Source organism: Pseudomonas sp. MWU12-2319 (assembly GCF_023242525.1).
GTDB classification, from domain to species: domain Bacteria; phylum Pseudomonadota; class Gammaproteobacteria; order Pseudomonadales; family Pseudomonadaceae; genus Aquipseudomonas; species Aquipseudomonas gingeri_D.
The window spans coordinates 20896-46490 of sequence record NZ_JALJES010000004.1 but is presented as its reverse complement, the minus strand read 5'-3'; the positions used below and the strand labels follow the sequence as shown (position 1 = coordinate 46490).

Below are 25595 nucleotides of genomic sequence, written 5' to 3'. Positions count from 1 at the left end.
GTCGTCATGAGCGATCAGCACGACTATGTGGCCCTCGAATGGGTCAAGGGCGAAATCGCCGATACCCTGAAGCAGGCGCGCCAGGCCCTGGATGCGTTCGATGAGCCGACGCATTCGGTCCAGGACATCGCCGAATGCCTGGAATGTATTCACCAGGTTCATGGCAGCTTGCAGATGGTGGAGTTCTACGGCGCGGCCCTGCTCGCCGAGGAAACCGAAGCCCTGGCCCTGGCCGTGCAGCAAGGGCGGGTGGTCGATCTGCCGGAAGCGCTGAAGTTGTTGCGCCAGGCCCTGGGGCAGATGCCGCTGTATCTGGACCGGGTCCACAGTGCCCGTCGCGATCTGCCATTGGTGGTGCTGCCCCTGCTCAATGACCTGCGCAGTGCCCGGGGCGAAAGCCTGCTGTCGGAAACCAGCCTGTTCAGCCCGACCTTGCCGGAGTTGCCGCCCCTGGACGAGGCGACCCTCGCCGAACTGACCCCGGCGGAACTGCCGGCCTTGTTGCGCAAGTTGCGGCAGATGCTGCAGACCGCGCTGGTCGGTTTGCTACGTGAACAGGACGACGAAACCAACCTCGGCTATATGGCCAAGGTCTTTGCCCGGCTTGAAATCCTCTGTCTGAATGCACCGTTGGGGGCGCTCTGGCAAGTCGCGTCGGCGCTGGTCGAGGGCATGCTCGCGGGTGTCATCGCCAACAGCCCGGCCCTGCGCAGTCTGCTCAAGGACTCCGACAAGGAACTCAAGCGCCTGCTGGAGCAGGGCATCGCCGGAATCAACCAGCCGGCCCCGGAAGAATTGCTCAAGAGCCTGCTGTTCTATATCGCCAAGGCGCGCCAGCCGACGGCGCAGATGCTCGCCCTTAAAGAACGTTATGGCCTGGATGAAGCCCTGCCCGATACGGCGGTGGTCGACGAGGAGCGGGCGCGTCTGGCAGGCCCCGACCGCGATGCCATGCGTTCGGTGGTCGCGGCGTTGTGCGAGGAACTGGTGCGGTGCAAGGAACGGCTGGACCTGTTCGTGCGCGGCGACCGCCAGCACACCGATGAACTGTCGAGCCTGCTGGCGCCCCTGCGGCAGATCGCCGATACTCTGGCGGTGCTCGGCTTCGGCCAGCCGCGCAAGGTCATCATTGACCAGACGGCGGTGGTCCTGGGCCTGGTCCAGGGCCAGCGCGAGCCGAATGACTCGGTGCTGATGGACGTTGCCGGCGCCTTGCTCTACGTCGAGGCGACCCTGGCCGGGATGATCGGCACCGTGGAGCCGGAAAGCCGTGAAGAAAGCCGCCTGCCGACCACCGACCTGACCCAGATCCACCAGTTGGTGGTCAAGGAATCGCGGATCTGCCTGCAACAGGCCAAGGACCTGATCATCGAGTATATCGATGCCGACTGGGACCGCGAGCGCCTGTTGCCCTTGCCCGAGTTGCTGACCTCGGTCCGTGGCGCCTTGTCGATGATTCCCCTCGGTCGGGCCGCGAGCCTGCTGGAAACCTGTAATCGTTATATCCACGACCACCTGTTGAACGGTCCGCAACCACCTTCCTGGCAGCAACTCGACCGCCTGGCCGATGCCCTGAGCAGTATCGAGTACTACCTCGAACGTTTGGGCGAAGACCACGAGGCGCCGGGTGAACGGGTGCTGGACATGGCCGAGGAGAGCCTCGATGCCCTGGGGTATACGCCTGTCGAGCAGGACGTACCTGTGCTCGAAGATGTCCTGAGCCCCAACGAAGCCCAGGTGATGCAGGACTTGCAGGTGCTGGATAATCCGCAGGTGGTGCAGTCCCTGGCCGATGTCCTGGCCAGCCCCGTGTCCGCCCTCAACCCGCCGGCCCGCCAGGTCCCGGGCAGCCTGCTGCCGCCACCGGGCGACGAAGTTCCGGTGGACGACGAATTACGTGAAGTCTTCCTTGAAGAATGCGCGGAAGTGCTCGATGTGTTGCGCGAATACCTGCCGCGCTGGGCACTGAACACCGAGAGCAAATCGGCCCTGACCGAGCTGCGTCGCGCTTTCCACACGCTCAAGGGCAGCGGCCGGATGGTCCGGGCGCTGGTGCTGGGCGAGCTGGCCTGGGCGGTGGAAAACCTGCTCAACCGTGTGCTCGAACACAGCGTCGAGGCCGACGCGCCGGTCCACCAGTTGCTCGACGATGTGCTGCAGGTGTTGCCGGAACTGGTCAGCGAGTTTGCCGAACAGGCCCAGCGCCAGCGCGACGATGTCGACCTGCTGGCCGCCCGAGCCCATGAGTTGGCGGGTTCGGCTGCGGACGAAGCCACGCCCGGGGACGTGGGAGAGACCGACGATGAGGCCATCGACCGGCAGTTGCTGGATATTTTCCGCAACGAGGCCGAGACGCATCTGGACAGCCTCAACCACTTTCTCGAAGAGGCCACCGAACACCTGCCGCTGGCCGCCAGCGACGAATTGCAAAGGGCGTTGCACACCCTCAAGGGCAGCGCCTACGTGGCCGGCGTACGGCCGATTGCCGAACTGGCGGCACCGTTTTACCACCTGGTGCGTGAGTTCAAGGCCCACCTGTTGCCACTGGACCTGGATGAAGTCGAGTTGCTGCTGGAGGCCGAGGTCCTGTTGCACCAAGGGTTGAAGCAACTGGCTGACGACCCGCTGGCGGCCATCGACGGCGCCGCGGAGCTGATCCGACGTGCCGAGGCCCTGCTCGCGGCCCGGCTGGAGTCGCTGCTCAGCGTTACCAGCGGCACCAAGCGTGACCCGCAACTGATCAACAACTTTCTGGCCCAGGGCATGGATATCCTGCTGGACGCGGAAAACCTGCTGCTGCGCTGGCAGCAGCACCCCGGCGAGCGTGAGGAGCTCAACAGCCTGCTGGACGAGCTGACCACCCTCGGCCAGGGCGCCCACAGTGCCGACCTGCACCCGGTGGACGAACTCTGCGAAGCCTTGCTCGACCTCTACGGTGCGGTCGAAGAAAGCAGCCTGGCGGTCAGCGAGCGGTTTTTCCATGAGGCGCAGAGCGCCCATGAAGCGCTGATCAACATGTTCGACGAACTGGCCGCCGGCCAGGAAATCAAGGCGCAACCGGAGCGACTGCGGGCCCTGCGCGAGCTGCTCGACGAGGCCCTCGATCCATCCGCCACCGGCCTGATCAAGACTGACGGCAGCCGCGCCCTGAGCATCGCCGAACTGGGCGCCGCCACCGCCGAAGCGAGCCAGGCCCTCGATGAAGTGGACCTCGACGACGAGATCGTGGTGATCTTCCTCGAAGAGGCCGCGGATATCCTCGACAGTGCCGGGCTGGCCTTGCAGCGTTGGCTCGACGATCCGGATAACGCCGCGCCGCTTCTGTCCCTGCAACGGGACCTGCACACCCTCAAGGGCGGCGCGCGCATGGCCGAGATCGGCCCGGTGGGCGATCTGGCCCACGAACTGGAAAATCTCTACGAAGGTCTGGTGGACCGGCGCTTCAATCATTCTCCCGAACTGGCGCTGCTGTTGCAGAAAAGCCATGACCGCCTGGCGGTCCTGCTGGACCAGCTTCAAGGGCATCAGCCCCTGGGCGATCCGAGTGCGCTGATCGAGTGCTTGCGCCAGTTCCGCCAGGGCAGCAGCGCACCGCTGGAGGTGAGCGAGGCCGCCGAAGCGCCCACGTCGGTGACCGGCAACGATCCGGAGTTGCTGGAGATCTTCCTCGAAGAGGGGTTCGATATCCTCGAAAGCTCCGGCGCGGCCTTGCTGCGCTGGCAGGCTGAGCCGGCAAATCGCCAGGACGTGGAAACCCTGCTGCGTGACCTGCACACCCTCAAGGGCAGCGCGCGCATGGTGGAAATCGTGCCGATCGGCGACCTGGCCCACGAGCTGGAGTTTCTTTACGAAGGGCTGTCGGCGGGGCTGCTGCAACCGGGTCCGGAGCTGTTCGGCTTGTTGCAGGCCGGCCATGACCGGCTGGCGCATATGCTCGATGCGGTGCGCGCCGAACAGCCGGTGCTGCCCGCCGATGCGCTGATCCAGGATATCCAGGCGTTTGGCCGGCAGTCGCCGGTCAATCTGCCGGTCGCGACCCCGGTTGTCGCGCCGGCAGCACCCAAGCCCGAGGCCCCGACGGTCGCCGAGGCCGAGCGGGCGGCCCAGGATATGGTCAAGGTTTCGGCGGATGTGCTCGAAGACCTGGTCAACCTGGCGGGTGAAACCTCGATCTTCCGTGGCCGTATCGAGCAGCAGGTCAACGACGCCAGGATCGCGCTCAACGAAATGGAGACCACCATCGAGCGTATGCGCGATCAGTTGCGCCGCCTCGACACCGAGACCCAGGGGCGGATTCTCAGTCGCCAGCAGGTGGAAGCCGAACGCCTGGGTTATGAAGAATTCGACCCGCTGGAAATGGACCGGCATTCGCAGTTGCAGCAATTGTCCCGGGCCTTGTTCGAATCCGCCTCCGACCTGCTGGACCTCAAGGAGACCCTGTCCGGGCGCAACCAGGATGCGGAAAACCTGCTGGCGCAGCAGGCGCGGGTCAACACCCAGTTGCAGGAAGGCCTGATGCGCACGCGCATGGTGCCGTTCGAGCGTCTGGTGCCGCGCCTCAAGCGTATCGTCCGGCAGGTGGCGGGGGAGTTGGGCAAGGAGGTCGATTTCGTGGTCGGCAATGCCGAGGGCGAGATGGACCGCAATGTGCTGGAACGCATGGTCGCGCCCCTGGAGCATATGTTGCGTAATGCCGTCGACCACGGCCTGGAAAGTGCCGAAGGCCGGCGTGCGGCCGGGAAACCGGAGCAGGGGCTGATCAGCCTGGACCTGTCCCACGAAGGTGGCGATATCGTCTTCGATATACGTGACGACGGCGCCGGGGTACCCCTCGAAGCGGTACGGCGCAAGGCGATCAAGCGCGGTCTGCTGGAGCCGGACATGCCGATCAGTGATCGCGACGTGTTGCAGTTCATCCTCCAGCCGGGCTTTTCCACGGCGGAAAAGATCACCCAGATTTCCGGGCGCGGCGTGGGCATGGACGTGGTTCACGAAGAGGTGCGGCAACTGGGCGGCACCATGCGTATCGACTCCATCCCGGGGCAGGGCGTGCACTTCCAGATCCGTCTGCCGTTCAGCGTCTCGGTGAACCGTGCATTGATGGTGCAATGCGCCGACGAGCAATACGCGGTGCCGCTGAACACCGTCGAAGGGCTGGTGCGGGTTTTGCCGAGTGAGCTGGAAGATTATTACCAACTCGATCCGCCACGCTACGAATACGCCGGGCAGACCTACGAACTGCGTTACCTCGGCGAACTGCTGCAAACCGTGGGCAAGCCGAAATTATTCGGCCAGAGCCTGGCGTTGCCGGTGTTGCTGGTGCACTGCAACGATCAGCGCATGGCGCTGCAAGTGGATGCCCTGGCGGGATCGCGGGAAATCGTGGTGAAGAACCTCGGGCCGCAGTTCGCCGCGGTACCGGGGCTGTCGGGGGCGACCATCCTGGGCGACGGTCGCGTGGTGCTGATTCTCGATTTGCTCGCCCATGTGCGCAACGCCTTGTCGCGGGCGCCGGTGCAGTCCATCTCCAGTGGTGCGAGCGTGGATGTCACGCCGGTGCGCCCGACCCTGGTCATGGTGGTGGATGACTCGGTCACCGTGCGCAAGGTCACCAGTCGCCTGCTGGAGCGTAACGGTATGAACGTGCTGACGGCCAAGGATGGGGTGGATGCCATGATGTTGCTGGAGGAGCACACCCCGGACCTGATGCTGCTGGACATTGAAATGCCGCGTATGGACGGTTTTGAGGTGGCGACGCGGATCCGCAACGATGAACGCCTCAAGGACCTGCCGATTATCATGATCACCTCGCGTACCGGGCAGAAACACCGGGACCGGGCCATGGCCATTGGCGTCAACGAATACCTGGGCAAGCCGTACCAGGAGTCGGCGTTGCTGGAAAGCATCGCCTATTGGAGTCAGCTCCATGCATGAACACAGCACCAGCAGCCTGACAGGGTTGATGCTGCCGTTGGCGGACCGTTACCTGTTGCTGCCGAATGTCGCGGTGGCGGAGTTGATCGACTACCAGCGCGGCGAGCCGGCCAGCGATGCGCCGCCGTGGTATCTGCGGCAGGTGACTTGGCGCAACCAGCAATTGCCATTGATCAGCTTCGAGGCGGCCTGCGGCTGTCCGCTGGCGGTGGGGGATCGGGCACGGATCGTGGTGCTCAATGCCCTGGGCGGGCGGCCGGAGTTGAAGTTCATTGCGCTGGTGATCCAGGGGATTCCGCGTTCGTACAAGCTCGACAGCCAGCTGAGTTTTGTCGATGTGCCGCTGTGTCGGTTGGAGAAGGCGGCGGTGCAGGTCGGCGAATGGGTGGCGAAGGTGCCGGACCTGCTGGGGCTGGAGCAGTTGGTGTTGGAGTCCGGGTTGGCCTGACAACCCGGACCCGGAGTAACTTTCTATTTAACGGGAGTCCGCACAACCTTGATGTCATCGATGTCTATCTTACGGGACACGCCGGGCCCTGTCCCATTACGCGCACCGATCAAGAGATGGCTCAAGTTATTGGAGTAGACAACTAGGATTTGGATTGGATCACCTTGGAGCCACTCGTTGGTTGGTGTGTACTCATCTATAAAAAAATTGTTATAGGCTATCGAGAAGTGCTGTGTAATCACGCCCGTGATCGTTGTTGCTTCCCCCGGCTCCGGCGGGTAAACACGGTATTTGAAGGATATTTCAAGCCACTCTTTTTCCTGCTCTTTGCCAGAAAGGGTAAACATCTTGAAGAGAGAGGGCAGAAACGTGTTTGGGGGTCTCCATTCCAGCTTGCCGGACCAGAAAGTATTCGGGCCTTCCGGGCCAGCTTCCGTTTTGAGTATCCCGTCTGGAGATCCAATCTCATTTTCCCATCCGTTCCTTTCTCCATTTTCGAAATCGGTAAAATCATCCAGGTTCTTCATCTTGGTTTCTCCGGTCACTGGCGCTTTTGACCCTGCCCGTGGAGCCGGACATTGGAGATCGCAGCGCCACCTGATTGGGCGCTGCAAATGGTGGGTGGTCTACTGTCAGAACTGACAGGTCGAAGTCACTATCCGACAAAAGGTTCTGATGCTTTCGCAACACAGAATCACCTCTAGTCTCGATCCGTTCGTAGAAGCTCGACAGCCAGTTGAATTTTGTCGATGTGCCGCTGTGCCGGCTGGAGAAGGCGGCGGTGCAGGTGGGCGAGTGGGTGGCGAAGGTGCCGGACTTGCTGGGGTTGGAGCAGTTGGTGCTGGAGTCGGGGTTGGCTTGACGAACGGCCGGTTTTTTTCGTTCACAGGCCTCGCAGATGACATCACCCTGTAGGAGCCGGCTTGCTGGCGATGATGCTGGTACATTCGACACATTATCTGCGCTGTGCACATCGCTATCGCCAGCAAGCTGGCTCCTACAGGTTTTATGGCGTTTTTACGGACGTACCACTACCCGCTCATCCAACGCCGAATTCACGAATGCCCGCGCCATCTCGATCAGGTGCACGACGCCCAGCACCACCTTTCGGTTTGACCCACTGAGGTTTTCTACCGCTTCGTAGGCGGTAGCGGCTGCTGCTTCCAACAGTTCATAAGCAGTGACGAGGGATTCCTCGGAACGCACATCCACCCGAATCTGATACAGGCTTTCAGGCAGTTTGTAGCGAATGGGTGGTTCTGCCGGTGGCAGGTTGTAGTGGGCGAATATGCGCTCGATGTCGGCGTCTATCGGGTTAAGTGTGACGGGTGGGTCGGGGTTATCTTCGACATTGATTTAGCTCTCTCAACGCAGGTTGAGCTGCTACCGAGACGCTACTACACGACAGGGTGGCAGCTGTACGCAGGTTAGTAGCCGGCGAGCTAAGAACCGGTGCACCGAGGTGCCCTGCGCACAGCCACCATAACGCGCAGGCAACAAACAGTGCCTGACAGGACGGTGACGCATTGCGCCTTAGCTAAACAGCGGGCTACTAAACCCGATCACTGAATTGGCAGTGACGAACGAAGACTAGACCAGGTGTTTTGGCAGGCGCAAGCCGCCGAGATTTTCTAGGAAATTTCACTCAATAGAAAGAGTGGTGTCTTATAACGAACGACTGGCCGTTGCTGCGATTTTTCTTCGTTCACAAAAACAGTGATAACCACACTTTAATCGCTCCCTCCGATAAAACGTGGTCTGTCCCGGAAAAGCTCGATACGGACACCGGCGGTTACCGTCCACAACAAGGGACGGCGGACGCCATTGGGAGCGCGATCTGAACCTGCACTACATCGTGCAATCAGTGCCCGGCCAAGGACCTTCGCTGCAACAGTCCCACGTCACCCATCGCGCCAACAGCAGTCAGGGCGGCGATGACATCGACCGGCCGTACCTCGTCATTGAGTACCCGCTCGAGCTGGGGGCCGTTCTGACATTTCCGCCGCTGAATAAGATTTTGGCAACGGTTCGATGTTCTTCTCCTCGACCCCGGCATGCGGGTCGGCCTGTCTGTTCATCGTCGCCAATGTGCGTATCGCCGACGTCAGCGGCCTGGACGGACTGCCCGATAACCGCCACTGCAGTCCCCGCCAACAGTTTCCGACGCGTGACGGCGGACACACTTCTGCTATTCTCAGCCATGATCCGAGCTCCCTAAGGACTTAAATGACGATAACGAGCAAGCAGTCGAGAGCGGCAAGAGCGCTACTGCAGTGGGACCAGAAGGCGGGCTGAAGCTGGACATACCCAGCCCTGGCTGCAGTTTGCGGGGCAAGTAATTCTCAGTATGCTCCATGGAGGTGCGTGATGAATGAAGCCTATAACTTACTTGTGAAGTTCACTCCAGACAGTATTTCCAATGTAACAAATGGAAAGATATTTTTTCATGAATCAGAAAAACTAGCAAAGGATGCGAGTTTTTTATCTGATTTAGAATATCGCCATGCCATTCCAGGATTGGCAGAGACGGGCAAAATAAAAAACGAAGAAAATAGTATTGATTTTTCTCAATATAAGGGGCTCGTCTATATCAAAAACGCACCCTCCATGTCATTTGAAGAATTGCAGCGCCTCGCAACGGCGTTGAGGGATATGGATATTGTAGAATATGTTGAAATTGAGCCAGTCGAGCCTGAGCTTGATCCAGTCGGGCCTGCTCCGACGCCGTCAGGCGAATGTACAGCAGGCCCCACAAGTACAACTCCGAACTTCGTTGATCGGCAAGAGTATCTCCAAGGTGATTTGGGATCAAATGTCATTGGTATTGATGCCATGAATGCTTGGCGATTATTTGAGGCTACCGGGCGAGGAATTAGATGTGCAGATATCGAAAACGGCGAGTTTGCTTACGATCATGAAGATCTGGAAGGCGCTAATTTTATAGAGCTCGTTCCAATGCCCGGTGAGAATACCAATGACCACGGGACTCAAGTTGCTGGTGTCGTCTTTGCTAGAAACAATGGATTTGGCATGCTGGGCGTTGCCTATGAAGTTGATGTATTTTACGGGATTTCGCAGGGTCCTCTTGGTCGCGTTGGCGGTATTGCTGAGGGTTTGAAACATTTAAGAGCCGGAGACGTATTTATATATGAAATGCAAACGGGCGGCCGTGAGGGCCGATTGGTACCCGCTGATTTTAATAGGGGTGTTTGGGACATAACAAAACAGGCCACTGATGCTGGAATTATTGTTGTCGCCGCTGCCGGTAATGGTCATGAAGATTTAGACCATCCGTTTTATGAGGAATATAGAAGCCGTGGCGACAATGGAAGTATTCTCGTCGGCTCTGGAACACGGACCGGCCGTAATTGCTCCGTTTTTTCTACATATGGTAGCCCGATACATTTACAGGGGTGGGGTGGTGATGGGTATGTGGCTACTTGCGGCGTTGGTGATCTTTTTAATGAGGGGCGTACGAGGACTTATGCCGCAGAGTTTGCAGGAACCTCTGCGGCCACGGCAATTGTAGGAGCAGCCGTCATTGCGGTGCAGTCATGGTTTAAAAGGACTGGCACGGTAATAACGCCAAGACACATGAGAGAGCTATTAATTCGGACGGGTACACCTCAAGGAACAGGTGGACATATCGGTCCACTTCCCCATATCGTGAACGCCATTGCTTCAATGTCTGCGGTCGAACTGCCGGCGCCGGCGATCTAAAGAGGTCAGCAGCCGCCAGCTCGATCCGCTGGCGGCGTTGACCACGCTGACGGTGCTGGTGTCGCAATACGATGATATCGCAAGTGCCGACCAGATCAGTGTGATACAAGGCCAGTCAAACTGGGGTCGTTCTGACCCTGGCGCAGCTAACGCCGCGCCTCGTACATCCGCTGTTTACTTGCGCGAGGCCTTATCGGTCATCCGAGTGGCGCGTAGGGTGGCCTCTTCGGCGGTACGTTGTGCCTGCTCGGCCATTATCTGAAGACAATCGTAGACGCGAGCATGTCACCCAACCGCTTCCTTGAACCAAAGAAAATAAATATCCAGTCAAAAAAATTTAGAAATGGCGTCGTAATATTGCGCATAAACGATTGATATAAATTGCAGTTCAGGTAACTACGCTCATCAATCACTGACATCCCCAACAGCTTTTTACCCACGCTTTGCCCGTTCGGCATTGCATCGGAAAACAAGTAATACGCCGCAGTGGAGCCTAACGCCAGAAGACCGACTACATTCGGTGGCAATCCGACAAATTTGGCCGCTCGGCCTGCGAGAAAGAACAGGAAAAAGGTGACCAGGGAGTCAATGATTTGTCCTCCCCTGCGTCGCCCTAGACCAGGTGTTTTGGCAGGCGCAAGCCGCCGGGATTTTCTAGGAAATTTCACTCAAGCGAAAGAGCCAAGTCCTCGTTTGGCCCCCGAAAACGCTTTGCGATTGGCATCAAATGGCCCTTGATAAGTCCCAAAAAGGGACCTATCGTTCCCTTTTTGGGACTCTTTGGCGCGACCATGCAAACCCTCTCCCTCAGTGACGCGTTATTTACTGCAACACAACAGCGAATCCTGGGCTTGCTCTTCGGCAAGCCGGACCATAGTTTTTATGCCAATGAGATAGCCCGTTGGGCGAAGATCGGTAAGGGCAGCCTGATGCGTGAGTTGGAGCGCTTGCAACGGGCTGGCATCCTGACCCTCAGTCGGCAGGGTAATCAGACACACTACCAAGCCAATCCGGCGTGTCCTATCTACCAGGAATTGCTGGGCATTGTGCGCAAGACATTCGGCATCGTCGAGCAGTTGCGTGTGGCGCTCGGTCCGTTTGCGGATCAAGTAGCTTGGGCGTTTGTTTACGGCTCCATCGCCAAGGACCAAGCCCATGCCGGCAGCGATATCGACCTGATGTTGATTGGCGACGACCTGCACTACAGCGAAGTGATGGAGCGGCTGTTGCCCATGGAAGAACAAGTGGGCCGCACCATCAACCCCACGCTGTACAGCTTGGAGGATTGGAACGCAAAACTTGCCACTGGCAACAGCTTCGTTCAGCGGGTGGTGGAGCAGGAGAAGCTCAACATCATGGGTGAAAACCCAGTGGAGTCTAAGGATGGACAAAAACCAAAGCCTGGAAAACCTGCAACGTAGCGGCGGCCTGAAGGCCGAGCCAGCGGACCGCAAGGAGTGCGAAGGTCTGATGCGCTCGGCGAGTGATCGTTTGCAGGATGCACGTAGCGCCCAACTTTCCTTTGCCAGCCGCTTCGACCTGGCCTATAACGCCGCCCATGGAATTGCCCTCACGGCATTGCGCTTATCGGGCTTTCGTTCCGACCGCCGTTATCTGGTGTTTCAGTGCCTGGTTCATACCGCCGGGATCAACAAGTTGCAGGTTCGCTTGTTCGCGTTGTGTCACGAGCGCCGAAACCTGGCGGAATATGAAGGCTACATGGATGAAGACGAGAGGTTGTTGGCGGAGTTGATCGACAACACCACTGCATTGAAGGCCGTCGTTGAGCAAACAATGGCTGGGCTTTATTCCGGCTGATTGAGTGGAACCATTACCCTGACCGTAACGATCCACCGCTGGGCTTGATTGATGCCCGGGCGATTCACTCCTACTGTCTACTCCACGAAAGCGAACCCGTGGAGTGAGCATGACAACCCCCAATTCCCCCGACTCGCGCTGGACGCGGCGGCGCACCGAGAAGCAGCGCCGTCTCGAACAGGTACGAGCCCTCGCCGATGGCGTGGTGTTGCCGACCGACAAGATCGTCGCCGCCCTCGAAGCCCTGATCATGCCCGGCGACCGGGTGGTGCTGGAGGGCAATAACCAGAAGCAGGCGGATTTCCTCTCCCGCTCCCTGGTCAAGGCCGACCCGGCCAAGCTCCACGATTTGCATATGATCATGCCCAGCGTCGGTCGCGCCGAGCACCTGGACCTGTTCGAACGCGGCATCGCCCGCAAGCTGGACTTCTCCTTCGCCGGCACCCAGAGCCTGCGCATCAGCCAGTTGCTGGAAGACGGCCTGCTGGAAATCGGCGCGATTCATACCTACATCGAACTCTATGCGCGCCTGGTGGTGGACCTGATCCCCAATGTGGTGCTCAGCGCCGGTTTCATGGCCGACCGCGCCGGCAATATCTACACCGGGGCCAGCACCGAAGACACCCCGGCCTTGATCGAACCGGCGGCGTTCAGCGACGGGATCGTGATCGTCCAGGTCAATCAACTGGTGGATGACGTCAGCGAGCTGCCACGTGTGGATATCCCCGCGTCCTGGGTCGACTTCGTGGTGGTGGCCGACAAGCCCTTCTATATCGAGCCGCTGTTCACCCGCGACCCACGCCATATCAAGCCGGTGCATGTGCTGATGGCGATGATGGCGATTCGCGGGATCTACGAAAAACACAATGTGCAGTCCCTCAACCACGGGATCGGTTTCAACACCGCCGCCATCGAACTGATCCTGCCGACCTACGGTGAATCCCTGGGCCTGAAGGGCAAGATCTGCCGCAACTGGACGCTCAATCCGCACCCGACCCTGATTCCCGCCATTGAAAGCGGCTGGGTCGAAAGCGTGCATTGCTTCGGCACCGAACTGGGCATGGAAAACTACATCGCGGCCCGCCCGGATGTATTTTTCACCGGTCGCGACGGCTCGATGCGTTCGAACCGGATGTTCTGCCAGTTGGCCGGGCAGTATGCGGTGGACCTGTTTATCGGCGCGACCTTGCAGGTCGACGGCGACGGTCATTCGTCCACCGTGACCCGTGGCCGCCTGGCCGGTTTCGGCGGGGCGCCGAATATGGGACATGACCCGCGCGGTCGCCGCCATGGCACCCCGGCCTGGCTCGATATGCGCCTGGACACCGGTGACGCGCCCGAAGCCTTGCTCGAACGTGGCAAGAAGCTGGTGGTGCAGATGGTCGAGACGTTCCAGGAGGGCGGCAAACCGACTTTCGTCGAAACTCTCGATGCCGTGGAAGTGGCGAAGAAGAGTGGGATGCCACTGGCACCGATCATGATCTACGGCGACGACGTGACCCATTTGCTCACCGAAGAGGGCATTGCCTACCTGTACAAGGCCCGTTCCCTGGAAGAACGCCAGGCGATGATTGCCGCCGTGGCCGGTGTCACGGCCATCGGCTTGCGGCATAACCCCAAGGACACGGCGCGGATGCGTCGCGAAGGTTTGATCGCCTTGCCTGAAGACCTGGGCATTCGGCGCACCGACGCCAGCCGCGAACTGCTGGCGGCGAAGAGCGTGGCCGACCTGGTGGAATGGTCGGGAGGCCTCTACAACCCGCCCGCCAAATTCAGGAGCTGGTAAATGCACGCCTTCAATCTGCAAGTCCAACCCCTGTCACTGGCCGAGCGCCTGGCGGATTTCGCGGTGGAAGCGCTGATCGACGAAGCCGACCTGTCGCCCAAGCCGGCCTTGGTGGATCGCCGTGGCAACGGTGCGCATACCGACCTTCATCTGGGCCTGATGCATGCTTCGGCGTTGTCGCTGTGGCCGATGTTCAAGGAGATGGCCGAAGCCGCGCAAGGTATGGGTAACACCCGCGATGTCTCGGAATACACCACCCCCTGTGGGAGCAAGCTTGCTCGCGATGGTGGCCCTGGCGCCGCGGGGTATCAGGCATCCCGCGTTATCGTTGACGCCCATCGCGAGCAAGCTCGCTCCTACAGGGAGCTGCGTGAGGCGCTCGGTCGCATCGGTCGTGAAGGCGAGCAAGCGATGCTCAAGACCACCGGCGGCGTAAATACTCATCGCGGTGCGATCTGGGCCTTGGGACTGTTGGTCGCCGCGGCGGCGCTGGACCCTCTCTCCCTCAGCGCCAACGCCCTGACCCTGCGCGCCGCCCGCCTGGCGTTGCTGGAAGACCGATACGCCCCCAACAGCAGCAGCCACGGCAGCCAGGTCGCCCAACGCTACGGCGCACGCGGTGCCCGTGAGGAAGCGCAACTGGGTTTCCCAGCGGTTACCCAACTCGGTCTGCCACAACTCAAACGAACCCGCCTCGCCGGCCACGGCGAGCAGAACGCCCGGCTGGATGCCTTGCTCGCCATCATGACCACCCTGGCCGATACCTGCGTGCTCTACCGCGCCGGCGTGCCGGGTTTGCAGGCCATGCAACAGGGCGCCCGCGCAGTGCTGGAAGCCGGCGGTAGCGCCAGCCTGGCCGGTCGGCGCTGCCTGCATGAATTGGATCAACAGCTGTTGGCGATGAACGCTTCACCGGGAGGCGCGGCGGATCTGCTCGCGGCCTGCCTGCTGATCGACCGCCTCGAACAGGAAGCCTTGTGATGGAAAAGTTGTCCTTTGAATTCCCCGCCGGGCAACCGCCCAAAGGCCGGGCGCTGGTGGGTTGTGTCGGCTCGGGTGACCTGGAGGTACTGCTGGAACCCGGCCATCCCGGCACCTTGTCGATCCAGGTGACCACCTCGGTGAACGGCAGTGCCTCGCGCTGGCAGCACCTGTTCGAGCGTCTGTTCGACGGCCAGTTGCCGCCCGCGCTAGCCATCGATATCCATGATTTCGGCGCCACCCCTGGCGTGGTCCGCTTGCGTCTGGAACAAGGTTTCGAGGAGATCGGCCATGACTGACAGCGAGCGTTTGTTGCACAAGCACAGCTTCGTCGAACTCGGCGCCCGCCAGCGTGCCCGGGCCTTGCTCGACAGCGGCAGTTTTCGCGAACTGCTCGACCCCTTTGCCCGGGTCATGTCGCCCTGGCTCGAACGCCAGGGCGTAGTGCCCCAGGCCGACGACGGCGTGGTGATCGCCAAGGGCAGCATCGATGGTTTGCCGGTGGTGATCGCCGCCATCGAAGGTGCGTTCCAGGGCGGCAGCCTCGGTGAAGTGGGCGGCGCGAAAATCGCCGGCGCCTTGGAGCTGGCCGCTGAAGACAACCGCAATGGTATCCCCACCCGCGCCGTGCTGCTGCTGGAAACCGGTGGCGTGCGTTTGCAGGAAGCCAATCTGGGGCTGGCGGCCATCGCCGATATCCATGCGGCGATTGTCGACCTGCGTCGTTATCAGCCAGTGATCGGCGTGGTGGCGGGTAGCGTCGGTTGTTTCGGCGGCATGTCCATCGCGGCGGCGCTGTGCAGTTATCTGGTGGTGACCCAGGAGGCGCGCCTGGGCCTCAACGGCCCGCAAGTGATCGAGCAGGAGGCGGGGCTGGACGAGTACGACTCCCGCGACCGGCCGTTTATCTGGAGCCTGACCGGTGGCGAGCAGCGTTTCACCAGCGGCCTGGTGGATCGTTATGTGGCCGATGATGTGGCGTTGATCCGGCAACAGATTGCCGAATTGCTGGAAGCCGGTTTGCCCGGTGTACAACGCAGTCGGCAGGCGGAGTGGTACCTGCAACGCTTGGCCGAACTGGATGCCGAACCGCAAATCGATCCGGCCACGGTACGCCGTCTTTTCCAAGGAGATCGTCCATGAGCGCTTATTCCCTGCGGGGTTTGCACTGGTTCCAGGCGCTGGCGGCGGAGGCTGTCGAAGTGTCCGGGCTGCCGCCTTCATTGAAAGTCGCCGATGGCCAACTCGGTGATCAGCCAGTGCGCTTTCTGGCGGTGGTGGCCGATCCGGCCAACCGGTTTGTTCGTGCCCGCAATGGCGAAGTCGGATTGCTGGAAGGTTGGGGCCTGGCCAAGGCCGTGGACGAGGTGATCGAGGCCGACAGCGGTCGTGCCGGGAAGCGCGCCTTGATCGCCATTGTCGATGTGCCGAGCCAGGCTTACGGCCGTCGTGAAGAAGCCCTGGGGATTCACCAGGCCCTGGCCGGTGCGGCGGACAGTTATGCCCGTGCCCGCCTGGCCGGTCATGCGGTGATCGCGCTGCTGGTGGGCAAGGCAATGTCCGGGGCGTTTCTCGCCCACGGTTATCAGGCCAATCGGTTGATCGCCATGCGCGATCCGGGGGTGATGGTGCATGCCATGGGCAAGGCCTCGGCGGCGCGGGTGACCTTGCGCAGCGTCGAAGAACTGGAGGCCCTGGCCGCCAGCGTGCCGCCGATGGCCTATGACATCGACAGTTACGCCAGCCTGGGGCTGCTGTGGAAAACCCTGGGCGTGGAGCAGATCGAACAACCTACGGCGGCTGACCTGGCGCAGGTGGAGGACTGTCTGGTCGAGGCCATCCACGATGTGGCGCAGAAGGGCACGGACTTGAGTGGGCGCCTGGGCGCGAGCAATCGGGCGGCGTCGAGTCGGGTTCGGCAACTGTTGCGCGAGCAGTGGTGAGCCGCGATGCACGCTGACCAGGACTTCCTGCCCCACGACCTGCTCTGGGGACTGACCCCGGCGCAGTTGCCGGAGGAGGCGCCGGATTGGGTGGCTGAGGCGCTGAGCCTGGGCCAACCAGTGGTGGTGCGCCGGGCGCTGACGGCGCCGGATCAGGTGGCGGTGGGCGTGCGCGGGGTTTTGCGTGAGCAGCGTTTCGCCACGCTGATGCCACGGGTGCTGGTCGAGCGCTGCGTGCGGCCCGAAGCCCTTATCGATATTGAAGTCTGTACACAGGATTGGCCGGCCTTGCAGGCGCTGCATTACCTGCGGCCGTTGTTGGATGCGTCGGGTCTGGTGTGGGGCGTCAGCGGCAGTGCCGGTTTCGAGTTGGCCACCGGTTTGCCGACCCTGCATCAACAGAGTGATCTGGATCTGATTCTGCGCGTGCCGCAAACGCTTTCCCGTCGTCAGGCCAATGGCTTGTTGCAGCGACTCGACACCCCGTTCTGTCGTGTCGACCTGCAACTGCAAACCCCGCTGGGCGCGGTGGCCTTGGTGGAGTGGGCGGGCACGGCGCGCCGGGTCCTGCTCAAGCGGGCCGATGGCGTGCAGTTGGTGCTCGATCCCTGGGATACCCGGGAGCGCGTGGCATGAGCAGTCTGCTGGTGTTTCCCGGCCAGGGCGCGCAACAGCCCGGCATGCTGCAGCGCCTGCCCGATGCCGCTATCGTTCGTGGCTGCCTGCACGAAGCGAGCGATGTGCTGGGCGAGGACGTGAGCTTGCTGGATACGTCGCAAGCCCTGGCTTCGACCCGGGCGGTTCAGCTTTGCCTGCTGATCGCCGGTGTGGCCTGTGCCCGGCTGTTGCTGGAAGACACGACGCCGCCGGCTTATGTCGCCGGCTTGTCCATCGGCGCCTATCCGGCGGCGGTATTGGCCGAGAGCCTGACGTTCAGCGATGCCCTGCGCCTGGTCAGCCTGCGCGGCGAGTTGATGCAGCAGGCTTATCCACAGGGCTACGGCATGACCGCCCTGATCGGATTGGAGCTGGCGGCTGTGGATAAGTTATTGGCCCAGGTGCATAGCGAACGGACACCGGTCTATCTGGCGAATATCAACGCCGATAACCAATGCGTGATCGCCGGGAGCGACGAGGGCATGAGCGCGCTGGTTGCCCTGATGAAAAAGGAGGGTGTGGCCAAACGCCTTGCGGTCAGCGTGCCGTCCCATTGCCCGCTATTGGATGAGCCAGCCCAGGTATTGGCCGCCGCCTTTGCCAGGGTGTCGATGCAGGCACCGCGCCTGGGCTACCTCAGTGGCAGCAGTGCGCGGCTGCTGCGTAGTGCTGAACAGATCCGCGATGACCTGGCCTTCAATATGCGCCGGGTCGTCGATTGGCGCGGCACCGTGCAAAGCGCCTATGAGCGCGGTGCCCGCCTGCAGATTGAACTGCCCCCGGGCTCGGTCCTGACCGGCCTGGCGCGCCGGGTGTTCGAGCAAGGCTCCGTCATTGCGTTCGACGGCGCCCGCCTGGACACCCTCAAGGCGCTGTTGGATGAGGAGGGACGCCGTCACCGATAAACACCGGCTGCTGCTTCGAAGGACAAAAACAACAACTTCGACAATGCAATGTGAGGACAACAAGAATGATTATCTACGGTGTGGCGCTGCTGGCGATCTGTACGCTGGCAGGGGTGATTCTGGGGGATATGCTGGGCGTGCTGCTAGGCGTCAAGTCCAATGTCGGTGGGGTCGGGATCGCGATGATCCTGTTGATCTGCGCCCGTTTGTGGATGCACAAACGGGGCGGCCTGACCAAGGATTGCGAGATGGGCGTCGGTTTCTGGGGCGCCATGTACATCCCGGTGGTGGTCGCCATGGCCGCCAACCAGAACGTGGTCGCGGCGCTGCACGGCGGGCCGCTGGCGCTGCTGGCGGCGATTGGCTCGGTGGTGGTCTGCGGTTGCACCATTGCCCTGATCAGCCGGATCCATAAAGGCGATCCGCTGCCGGATGAGCCGCTTGCGGTTGTCCCGACCGCCAGCGTCGCGGGAGGTCGCTGATATGTGGGATCTCATTGGCAAGGACCTGGGGCAGAACTCGCTGATCACGGCATTCGCCGGTGTTGGCCTGGTGATGTGGGTGTCGGTGGTGCTGTCCAAGCGCCTGACCTATGGCCGGATCCACGGTTCGGCGATTGCCATCGCGATCGGCCTGGTGCTGGCGTGGATCGGCGGTACGTTGACCGGCGGGCAGAAGGGGCTGGCGGATGTGGCGCTGTTTTCCGGTGTCGGTTTGATGGGCGGGGCGATGTTGCGGGACTTCGCCATCGTCGCCACGGCCTTCGAGGTCCAGGCGACCGAGGCGAAGAAGGCGGGGTTGGTTGGAGCGCTGGCGTTGCTGCTGGGTACGTTGTTGCCGTTTATTGTCGGCTCGTGCATGGCCTGGGCCTTCGGTTATCGCGATGCGGTGAGCATCACCACTATTGGCGCCGGGGCGGTGACCTATATCGTCGGGCCGGTGACCGGGGCGGCGATTGGCGCGAGTTCCGAGGTGGTGGCGCTGTCGATTGCGACGGGTTTGATCAAGGCGATCCTGGTGATGGTCGGCACGCCGGTGGCGGCGCGTTGGATGGGGTTGGACAACCCGCGTTCGGCGATGGTGTTCGGTGGTCTGGCGGGCACGGTCAGTGGGGTGACCGCGGGGTTGGCGGCGACGGATCGGCGGTTGGTGCCTTATGGCGCGCTGACGGCGACTTTCCATACCGGGTTGGGTTGTCTGCTTGGGCCTTCGGTGCTGTTCTTCATTGTGCGCGGTCTGGTGGGCTGATCCTGATTATTTTGTGCCTGTTCTACCGTTTTCGCCGCACCGCCGCGAAGAGGCCCTTGAGGCCACCGGAAATGCATGATCGAACCTAGTCGTTGGCTGCTCAAGTCAATCGGTTGGCGTACATCCGGCACTCCGCCAGAAGCGCCAGCAGGTTGGGATCGCGCTCCTTGGCCTTCAGAAACACCACGCCAATATGCTGTTGCAGGCGGTAGCGCGCCTGCAATGGAATCAGCTTCACCCGATTCTCGTACACCGCCGCAATCCGCCCCGGCAGCAAGGCATAACCGACGCCGGAGCTGACCATGCTCAACAGCGTGAAGATATCGTTGACCTGCATCGCCACCTTTGGCTCGAACCCGGCCTGCTCGAACACCCGGTTGCCGTCCCGGTGGGTGGCGAAGCCTTGGGTCAGGGTAATGAAGGTCATGTCTTTCAGGTCCGCCAGGTCAACTTCGTCCTGTTGGGACAAGGGTGAGTCGGCGGGCGTCGCCAGGAAAATATCATCGGAAAACAGCGGAAGATGCTCGCAGTCCGAGTCGTTGGTGGTCTCATCCAGCGACACCAGGATCGCGTCCACCTCCATGTTCTTGAGCTTGTACAACAGGTCGAAGTTCGAGCCCAGGATCAGGTCGATATTGAGTTCGCTGCGGCGGATCTTCAGGCCCATGATCAGTTGCGGCACGGTTTTCACCGTCAGCGAATAGAGCGACCCGAGCTTGAAGCGTTCGGCGGAGAACCCGGCGGCTTCGCGGGTCATTCGCACGCTTTCGACCACATCCTGGATCAGCTTCTGCGCGCGCTCTTCCAGCACATAGGCGCTTTCCAGCGGTGTGAGGTTGCGGCCTTCGTGCTTGAACAACGGGCAGCGCAGGGCGTTTTCCAGGGAGTGGATGGCCCGGTGCACGCTGACATTGCTGGTCTGCAACTCGGCCGCCGCCCGCGCCAGGTTGCCGGTACGCATAAAGGCCAGGAACACCTCCAGCTTTTTCAAGGTCAGCTCTTCGTCGATCAGCATGGCGCGGGCTCTTTTTCGAATGCCCCGATTGTGCCCAAGTCCCGGGGTTTTGGCTGGGGCTTTTTCAGAATGGAGCCGGCTTGAGGGACGCTCGATTGCCTGTGAGGATTTTAGCGTTCTCCCAGGCCTCTTCGCGGGCAAGCCCTGCTCCTACAGTTTTCCGTCGTTCACAGAACTCGTGTGCGCCACCGTACTGTAGGAGCAGGGCTTGTCGGATCGCCGCACCGCCGCGAAGGCACCCGCTCAGGCGCTACGAGTTTTGCGGGTGTTCTACCCCGCGCTTATCCAACGCCGAATCGACCAGCGCCTTCGCCAACTCGATCAGATGCACCACGCCCAGCACCACCTTGCGGTTGGCGCCACTCAGGTTTTCCACGGATTCATAGGCTGTTGCGGCGGCCGACTCCAGCAACTCGTAGGCGGTGGTCAGCGACTCTTCCGAGCGCACATCCGCGCGAATCTGGAACAGGCTTTCCGGTAGTTTGTAAGGTTCGGATGGTTCAACCGGTGGCAGGTTGTAGTGGGCGAATACCCGGTCGCTGGTTTTGTCGTGCCTGTGCAGCGGGCTGACGGGTGGGTCGGGGGTAATCTTCGACATATTCTCGACTCTCTCAACATGTGAGTTGAGCCGCCAAACACCACTGCTAAATGGTTAGGTGGCGGCCGTACGCAGGTTAGCAGACCGGCGAGTCAAGAAACCGGCGCACCCGAAGATGCCCTGCGCACAGCCACCATAATGCGCAGGCCACAAAAAAAGCGCCTGACAGGACGGGGGCGCTATGCGCCTTGACTCAACGCGGGCTGCTAAACCCGATCACTGAATTGGCAGTGACGAACGAAGACTAGCCACGTGTTTTGGCAGGCGCAAGCGGTCAGGATTTTCTAGGAAATTTCACTCAAGTGAAAGAGTAAAGTCGCATTCAGTGGTCTGCAAACTGGCGATTTTTTCGGACTATGATCACCCCAGCAACTGGCGTGGGCATGAGCGGCCCCTTAATCACAATCTCAAGGACGCACATGCAGACAATTGTTGTTCGTTATTTGGAGGTCATTACGTCTCGCGACGGAGTGCCTGGAACATCGGTCCTGTTGGGGACTGAAATTTACGAGAATATTAAAGAGGTACTCATTCCAGGAATACCCCAGCCAAAGGGTGATCGTGCCTTGCATCCGGTGTTCTTCACGAAATGCTTTCTTGGTATCGATAATCATCTGTGGCGGGTGGAGTCGGTAGCGGCGACACCCGCGGATGCACAGCAGCCAGCTTTCTTCTCGGTCTTGATCAAACGACATGATGTGTCCAAGGAAATATTTCTTTACCAGACTCTGAAATCAAACAAGGGTCTGACGGCACAGAAAATTCTGGGGCAGCAGGGCACGTTGGTGGAGGTGGATTACGGGTTTGTCCAGAGGGCTGGCCGGATGAACGCGATCAGTAAAACGAATAAGCGTTATATGGATACGTTGCTTGAGGCGGAAATGCACAAGCGGCGGTTAGCGGTGGTCGTGAAAGTGATATCAGCGAACCTGATTCAGGTCGCTCCTGTTACGTCTCAAGAGATAAAGCCGGGTGATCGAACGGCGTTCAAGCTTGATCGAAGTACACTCGAAAAAATGCCTAGGTATCAGAACAGCGGTAAAGAAAGTTACGTCATTTGCAGCATGCTTGAGTGTGTGTCTGTACAGAGGATTTTACCGCCGGTCAGCTATTTCAAAGAGGGGCGAAGTTCAGGGCGCAACGCCAACTATGGCATTGCCCTCAGTCGCTCCGAGAGCAAAAAGCTCAAGAACGCGTTGATTCACGCGATTGGAGCGGGTGACCATGTCCCCTATAACGATGTCCTACAGAGCCAGCGCCAGGTTGATCAGCTTCAGGCATCTGTCGATTCTCTGACGGCTCAATTGAAGGATCAAGCGCAACGCCTCAATCATTTGTCGGCAGTCGAGCGATTGGCCAGAAGCTGGGCTGAGTCCATGGGGCGTGACTATGAGGATGAGCTTGAGTTTCAGCGCGCTCTGGACGCCGAGAACGGGCATTGACTTACACGGCTTGTTCGGTCTGCTGGTCCTGAGCAGATTGACACGAACTATGGTTTTCAATAGCATTGGAAAGCATGGTCCGGAAATCGAGAGCAGAACTCTACCCGGGCGACAGGGCTAATACCCTTTTCTGTGAAAGTAAAATGTACAAAATAGCCGCCTTCAGGGGCGGCTTTTTTGTGCCCTGGGAAATGTCTTTCAGAACCACCCAACCCCCAACGCCGAACTCAACAAACCCAACCCCACCCCCGCCAGAATCAACCAGATGGCATTGACCCGGCTGAAATAGACCACCGCGGCGCTGACTAGCGTCAGCAGCAAACTCAAGGTGCTGGTTTCCATGCTGCGAATCAGGATGTAGCTGGCCGCGAGGATCAGGCCCACCGAGATCGGCAGCAAGGCGCGCTTGATCCGTTGCACCCACGGGGTTTCGGTGTGTTTTTCCAGCCAGCCAGCGCCGAACCAGGTCAGCATCGAGCACGGCAGCAGCTTGGCCGTCAACGCCACCAGCGCCCCGGGCAGGCCCGCCGTCTGCTGGCCGATAAACACCAGGAACATGCCGTTGGGCCCCGGCAACGCCTGGGACAGGGCGAAGAAGGCGACGAACTGGGCGTCGCTGATCCAGTTCATCTGGGTCACGGTGTAGCGGTGGATATCGCCCAGGGCCACGGTGTTGCCGCCAATGGCCATCAAGGACCAGAGCGCGCATTGGATCATCAGGTGGAACAGCACGGTCTGCATGGCTCAGGCTCGTTTGTCGAGAAAACGCAGGGCAATCGACAGCGGAATGCAGATCAGCAAGACGCTCCATAACGGCAGCACCAGCACCCCCATCAGAATAAAGGTCACGCCGAAGGCGCAGTAGTTGGCGAGATTGCGCGGCATGGCCTTGAGCAGGCGCAAGGTGGTGCCGAGCATCAGCCCGGTGGCAATCGGCATGATCGCGCCGAACACCTGTTGCACCGCGTCATTGCTCCACCAGCGGGCATAGGCGAAACCCGCCAGCACGGTGATGATCGACGGAAACAGGTACAACCCGAACAACGCCGCGCAAGCCCCGGCCAGGCCATGTTGGCGGCGGCCGTAGATGATGCTGACATTGCCGATATTCGGGCCGGGGAAGAACTGGCCGGTGGTCAGCAGTTCGTTGAAGGCCGGCTCGTCGACCCAGCGTCGGCGGTCGACCATCATCTGCCGGGCCCAGGGCATGACCCCGCCAAAACCGAACAGGCCGACCATGGCGAAGTTATAGAAGAGTTGCCAGAGGCTGGGCGAAGGAGCAGGGGAGGTGAGTGCGGGCGCGGACATCAGCATGGGCTCCGTTGAACGCCTGGGTTCAGGTCATGACGCCGTTGAGCGGGCAACGGGCCATCAGTAAAACCGGTTCGGACGTGACACGCCAGAGGGGGACGGCCTGGCTTTTAGTTTTCTGTCAGGGTTGGTCTTTTTTTCTTAATCTATGGGGCGATATATAGAAGGTAGAGGCTTTGTTTTTTGTGGGAAGGTGCCTGGAGAGAGGTTCTTCCTGACGATGTCATGCCAAGACTCTTGTGCTTTTGTCCGTCAGGCCTGAGCCTTGGGCGCAGTTGTTTCGACCAAGCGAGGTAAGTGGCAGATGTATCACGGGGAACGACTCAACGCCTGGACCCATCTGGTAGGGGCCGTATTGGCGTGTATCGGGGCGATCTGGTTGCTGGTGGTGGCGAGCCTCGACGGCAGCCCCTGGAAGATTGTCAGTGTAGCGATCTATGGCGTGACCCTGTTGCTGCTGTACAGCGCGTCGACGGTTTATCACAGCGTGCGTGGGCGGGCCAAGGTGATCATGCAGAAGGTCGATCACCTGTCGATCTACCTGTTGATTGCCGGCAGCTACACGCCGTTCTGCCTGGTGACATTACGCGGGCCCTGGGGCTGGACGCTGTTCGGGATCGTCTGGGGCCTGGCGGTGATCGGCATGTTGCAGGAGATCAAGCCACGTTCCGAGGCGCGGATCCTGTCCATTGTGATCTACGCGGTGATGGGCTGGATCGTGCTGGTGGCGGTCAAGCCGCTGCTCGCCGCACTGGGGACGGCGGGGTTTGTCTGGCTGGCAGCCGGCGGGGCGCTATATACCCTGGGGATTATCTTCTTTGCTCTGGATTATCGGCTGCGGCATGCTCATGGGATCTGGCACCTGTTCGTGATTGCCGGCAGCGTGCTGCATTTTGTGGCGATTTCCTGGTACGTGATCTGACTTGAGGTCGAGCGCAGACCTTTGTAGGAGCCGCCTTGCCGGCGATGAGGCCAGTGAGCCTTGCATCGCCTGATCGGCCGCCATCGCCGGCAAGCCGGCTCCTACAGGGTTTTGCGGTGTGTCAGAAAGTCAGAAATCGCCCCACAGCTGTTGGGCCACCGCCAAAGCCACCACTGGCGCGGTCTCGGTACGCAGCACCCTTGGGCCGAGGCGCGCCGGCAGATAACCGGCTTGCGCGGCCTGGGCCACTTCGCCGTCCGACAACCCGCCTTCCGGGCCGATCAGGAATGCCAGCGTCCCCGGCTTGGGGTGACTGGTCAGTGGCTCGGCCACCGGGTGCAGCACCAGCTTGAGTTCGGCTTCGGTCTGTTTCACCCACTCGGCCAGCAACAGCGGCGGATGAATCACTGGCAGGCTGGAGCGGCCGCACTGTTCGCAGGCGCTGATCGCGATCTGCCGCCAGTGGGCCAGGCGTTTGTCGGCGCGTTCGTCCTTGAGGCGTACTTCACAACGTTCGCTGACGATGGGGGTGATTTCGCTGACGCCCAGTTCGGTGGCTTTCTGGATCGCCCAGTCCATCCGCTCGCCCCGGGACAGGCCCTGGCCGAGGTGGATGCGCAGGGGGGATTCGGTCTGCCCGGCGAAGCTTTCGGCCAGTTGGATGCGCACGCGCTTCTTGCCGACCTCCAGCAAGGTGCCGAGGAATTCCGTGCCCGAACCGTCGAACACTTGCAGGGCGTCACCTTCGGCCATGCGCAGAACGCGGCCGATGTAGTGGGCCTGGGCCTCGGGGAGCTCGTGTTCGCCGAGGCTAAGGGGGGCGTCGATAAAGAAGCGGGACAGTCGCATGGTGAATCTCTGGATATC

23 protein-coding genes and 2 pseudogenes are annotated in these 25595 nt (G+C 60.7%); 18 read left to right on the top strand and 7 right to left on the bottom strand.

All coding sequences use genetic code 11. The features are described 5' to 3' along the window. Positions 1–6 precede the first annotated feature (6 nt). Both M5C01_RS07760 and M5C01_RS07755 read left to right on the top strand, forming a co-directional pair. Complete coding sequence (locus M5C01_RS07760; protein ID WP_152736829.1) at positions 7–5934, top strand: Hpt domain-containing protein; 5928 nt, start codon at positions 7–9, stop codon at positions 5932–5934. Beyond that, on the top strand, positions 5927–6382 hold the full coding sequence (locus M5C01_RS07755) for a chemotaxis protein CheW (RefSeq protein WP_100944631.1): 456 nt from the start codon (positions 5927–5929) through the stop codon (positions 6380–6382). The genes M5C01_RS07760 and M5C01_RS07755 overlap by 8 nt, the downstream gene beginning before the upstream one ends. A 23-nt stretch (positions 6383–6405) precedes the next feature. Here M5C01_RS07755 and M5C01_RS07750 read toward each other — a convergent pair whose 3' ends face one another. Beyond that, positions 6406–6909: a hypothetical protein gene (locus tag M5C01_RS07750; protein WP_152736830.1), complete on the bottom strand. Its 504-nt coding sequence runs from the start codon at positions 6907–6909 to the stop codon at positions 6406–6408. A 185-nt stretch (positions 6910–7094) separates the two neighbouring features. Here M5C01_RS07750 and M5C01_RS07745 point away from each other — a divergent pair. The 3 genes and pseudogenes from M5C01_RS07745 to M5C01_RS07735 form a co-directional block, all read left to right on the top strand. Continuing rightward, a pseudogene (locus M5C01_RS07745) lies at positions 7095–7244 on the top strand (chemotaxis protein CheW); the annotation flags it as partial. A 913-nt stretch (positions 7245–8157) separates the two neighbouring features. Beyond that, a pseudogene (locus M5C01_RS07740) lies at positions 8158–8366 on the top strand (OprD family outer membrane porin); the annotation flags it as partial. A 383-nt stretch (positions 8367–8749) separates the two neighbouring features. Next, positions 8750–10102, top strand: a complete 1353-nt coding sequence (locus tag M5C01_RS07735) for a S8 family serine peptidase (RefSeq protein ID WP_152736832.1) — start codon at positions 8750–8752, stop codon at positions 10100–10102. A gap of 254 nt (positions 10103–10356) precedes the next feature. Here M5C01_RS07735 and M5C01_RS07730 read toward each other — a convergent pair whose 3' ends face one another. After that, positions 10357–10770 carry an RDD family protein gene (locus M5C01_RS07730; RefSeq protein WP_177104258.1) on the bottom strand — a complete coding sequence of 138 codons (414 nt, stop codon included), beginning with the start codon at positions 10768–10770 and terminating at the stop codon, positions 10357–10359. A 123-nt stretch (positions 10771–10893) separates the two neighbouring features. Between M5C01_RS07730 and M5C01_RS07725 the strand changes: the two genes are divergently transcribed. From M5C01_RS07725 to madM, 11 genes are all read left to right on the top strand, one after another. Next, entirely contained in the window at positions 10894–11523 is a 630-nt protein-coding gene (locus M5C01_RS07725; protein ID WP_152736833.1) for a nucleotidyltransferase domain-containing protein, read from the top strand. Then, positions 11486–11920, top strand: coding sequence for a hypothetical protein (locus tag M5C01_RS07720; RefSeq protein WP_152736834.1), 435 nt, complete (start codon positions 11486–11488; stop codon positions 11918–11920). The genes M5C01_RS07725 and M5C01_RS07720 overlap by 38 nt, the downstream gene beginning before the upstream one ends. A 109-nt stretch (positions 11921–12029) precedes the next feature. Continuing rightward, positions 12030–13706, top strand: coding sequence for a malonate decarboxylase subunit alpha (mdcA, locus tag M5C01_RS07715; protein ID WP_152736835.1), 1677 nt, complete (start codon positions 12030–12032; stop codon positions 13704–13706). Continuing rightward, positions 13707–14687, top strand: coding sequence for a triphosphoribosyl-dephospho-CoA synthase (locus M5C01_RS07710; protein WP_152736836.1), 981 nt, complete (start codon positions 13707–13709; stop codon positions 14685–14687). Then, on the top strand, positions 14687–14986 hold the full coding sequence (locus tag M5C01_RS07705; protein ID WP_121135287.1) for a malonate decarboxylase subunit delta: 300 nt from the start codon (positions 14687–14689) through the stop codon (positions 14984–14986). The genes M5C01_RS07710 and M5C01_RS07705 overlap by 1 nt, the downstream gene beginning before the upstream one ends. Then, on the top strand, positions 14979–15830 hold the full coding sequence (locus M5C01_RS07700) for a biotin-independent malonate decarboxylase subunit beta (protein ID WP_152736837.1): 852 nt from the start codon (positions 14979–14981) through the stop codon (positions 15828–15830). Before M5C01_RS07705 ends, M5C01_RS07700 begins: the two co-directional genes overlap by 8 nt. Next, the gene (gene mdcE, locus M5C01_RS07695; RefSeq protein ID WP_152736838.1) at positions 15827–16630 is read left to right on the top strand and encodes a biotin-independent malonate decarboxylase subunit gamma; all 804 of its coding nucleotides are present in this window, start codon (positions 15827–15829) and stop codon (positions 16628–16630) included. Before M5C01_RS07700 ends, mdcE begins: the two co-directional genes overlap by 4 nt. Before the next feature lie 6 nt (positions 16631–16636). Next, positions 16637–17266 carry a malonate decarboxylase holo-ACP synthase gene (locus M5C01_RS07690; protein WP_152736839.1) on the top strand — a complete coding sequence of 210 codons (630 nt, stop codon included), beginning with the start codon at positions 16637–16639 and terminating at the stop codon, positions 17264–17266. Further along, a complete protein-coding gene (gene mdcH, locus M5C01_RS07685) occupies positions 17263–18192 on the top strand; it encodes a malonate decarboxylase subunit epsilon (protein WP_152736840.1) in 930 nt (309 codons plus the stop codon). The genes M5C01_RS07690 and mdcH overlap by 4 nt, the downstream gene beginning before the upstream one ends. A gap of 65 nt (positions 18193–18257) precedes the next feature. Further along, a complete protein-coding gene (gene madL, locus M5C01_RS07680; protein WP_152736841.1) occupies positions 18258–18674 on the top strand; it encodes a malonate transporter subunit MadL in 417 nt (138 codons plus the stop codon). A gap of 1 nt (position 18675) precedes the next feature. After that, positions 18676–19440: a malonate transporter subunit MadM gene (madM, locus tag M5C01_RS07675; RefSeq protein WP_100944641.1), complete on the top strand. Its 765-nt coding sequence runs from the start codon at positions 18676–18678 to the stop codon at positions 19438–19440. 100 nt (positions 19441–19540) lie between these two features. Here madM and M5C01_RS07670 read toward each other — a convergent pair whose 3' ends face one another. Beyond that, positions 19541–20455, bottom strand: a complete 915-nt coding sequence (locus tag M5C01_RS07670; protein WP_103499352.1) for a LysR substrate-binding domain-containing protein — start codon at positions 20453–20455, stop codon at positions 19541–19543. Positions 20456–20705: 250 nt separating this feature from the next. Continuing rightward, positions 20706–21053 (bottom strand): DUF3077 domain-containing protein, encoded by a 348-nt coding sequence (locus M5C01_RS07665; protein ID WP_152736842.1) that lies wholly within the window; start codon positions 21051–21053, stop codon positions 20706–20708. Positions 21054–21472: 419 nt separating this feature from the next. Here M5C01_RS07665 and M5C01_RS07660 point away from each other — a divergent pair, with 419 nt between their 5' ends. After that, on the top strand, positions 21473–22495 hold the full coding sequence (locus M5C01_RS07660; RefSeq protein ID WP_152736843.1) for a type II toxin-antitoxin system PemK/MazF family toxin: 1023 nt from the start codon (positions 21473–21475) through the stop codon (positions 22493–22495). Positions 22496–22693: 198 nt separating this feature from the next. On the opposite strand, the gene M5C01_RS07655 is transcribed toward M5C01_RS07660, so the two are convergent. Both M5C01_RS07655 and M5C01_RS07650 read right to left on the bottom strand, forming a co-directional pair. After that, the gene (locus M5C01_RS07655; protein WP_152736844.1) at positions 22694–23236 is read right to left on the bottom strand and encodes a chromate transporter; all 543 of its coding nucleotides are present in this window, start codon (positions 23234–23236) and stop codon (positions 22694–22696) included. Between the two features lie 3 nt (positions 23237–23239). Further along, complete coding sequence (locus tag M5C01_RS07650) at positions 23240–23809, bottom strand: chromate transporter (RefSeq protein ID WP_152736845.1); 570 nt, start codon at positions 23807–23809, stop codon at positions 23240–23242. Between the two features lie 301 nt (positions 23810–24110). Between M5C01_RS07650 and M5C01_RS07645 the strand changes: the two genes are divergently transcribed. Next, the gene (locus M5C01_RS07645) at positions 24111–24728 is read left to right on the top strand and encodes a hemolysin III family protein (RefSeq protein WP_152736846.1); all 618 of its coding nucleotides are present in this window, start codon (positions 24111–24113) and stop codon (positions 24726–24728) included. 129 nt (positions 24729–24857) lie between these two features. On the opposite strand, the gene M5C01_RS07640 is transcribed toward M5C01_RS07645, so the two are convergent. Then, on the bottom strand, positions 24858–25577 hold the full coding sequence (locus tag M5C01_RS07640) for a 16S rRNA (uracil(1498)-N(3))-methyltransferase (protein WP_103499348.1): 720 nt from the start codon (positions 25575–25577) through the stop codon (positions 24858–24860). Positions 25578–25595: the final 18 nt, after the last annotated feature.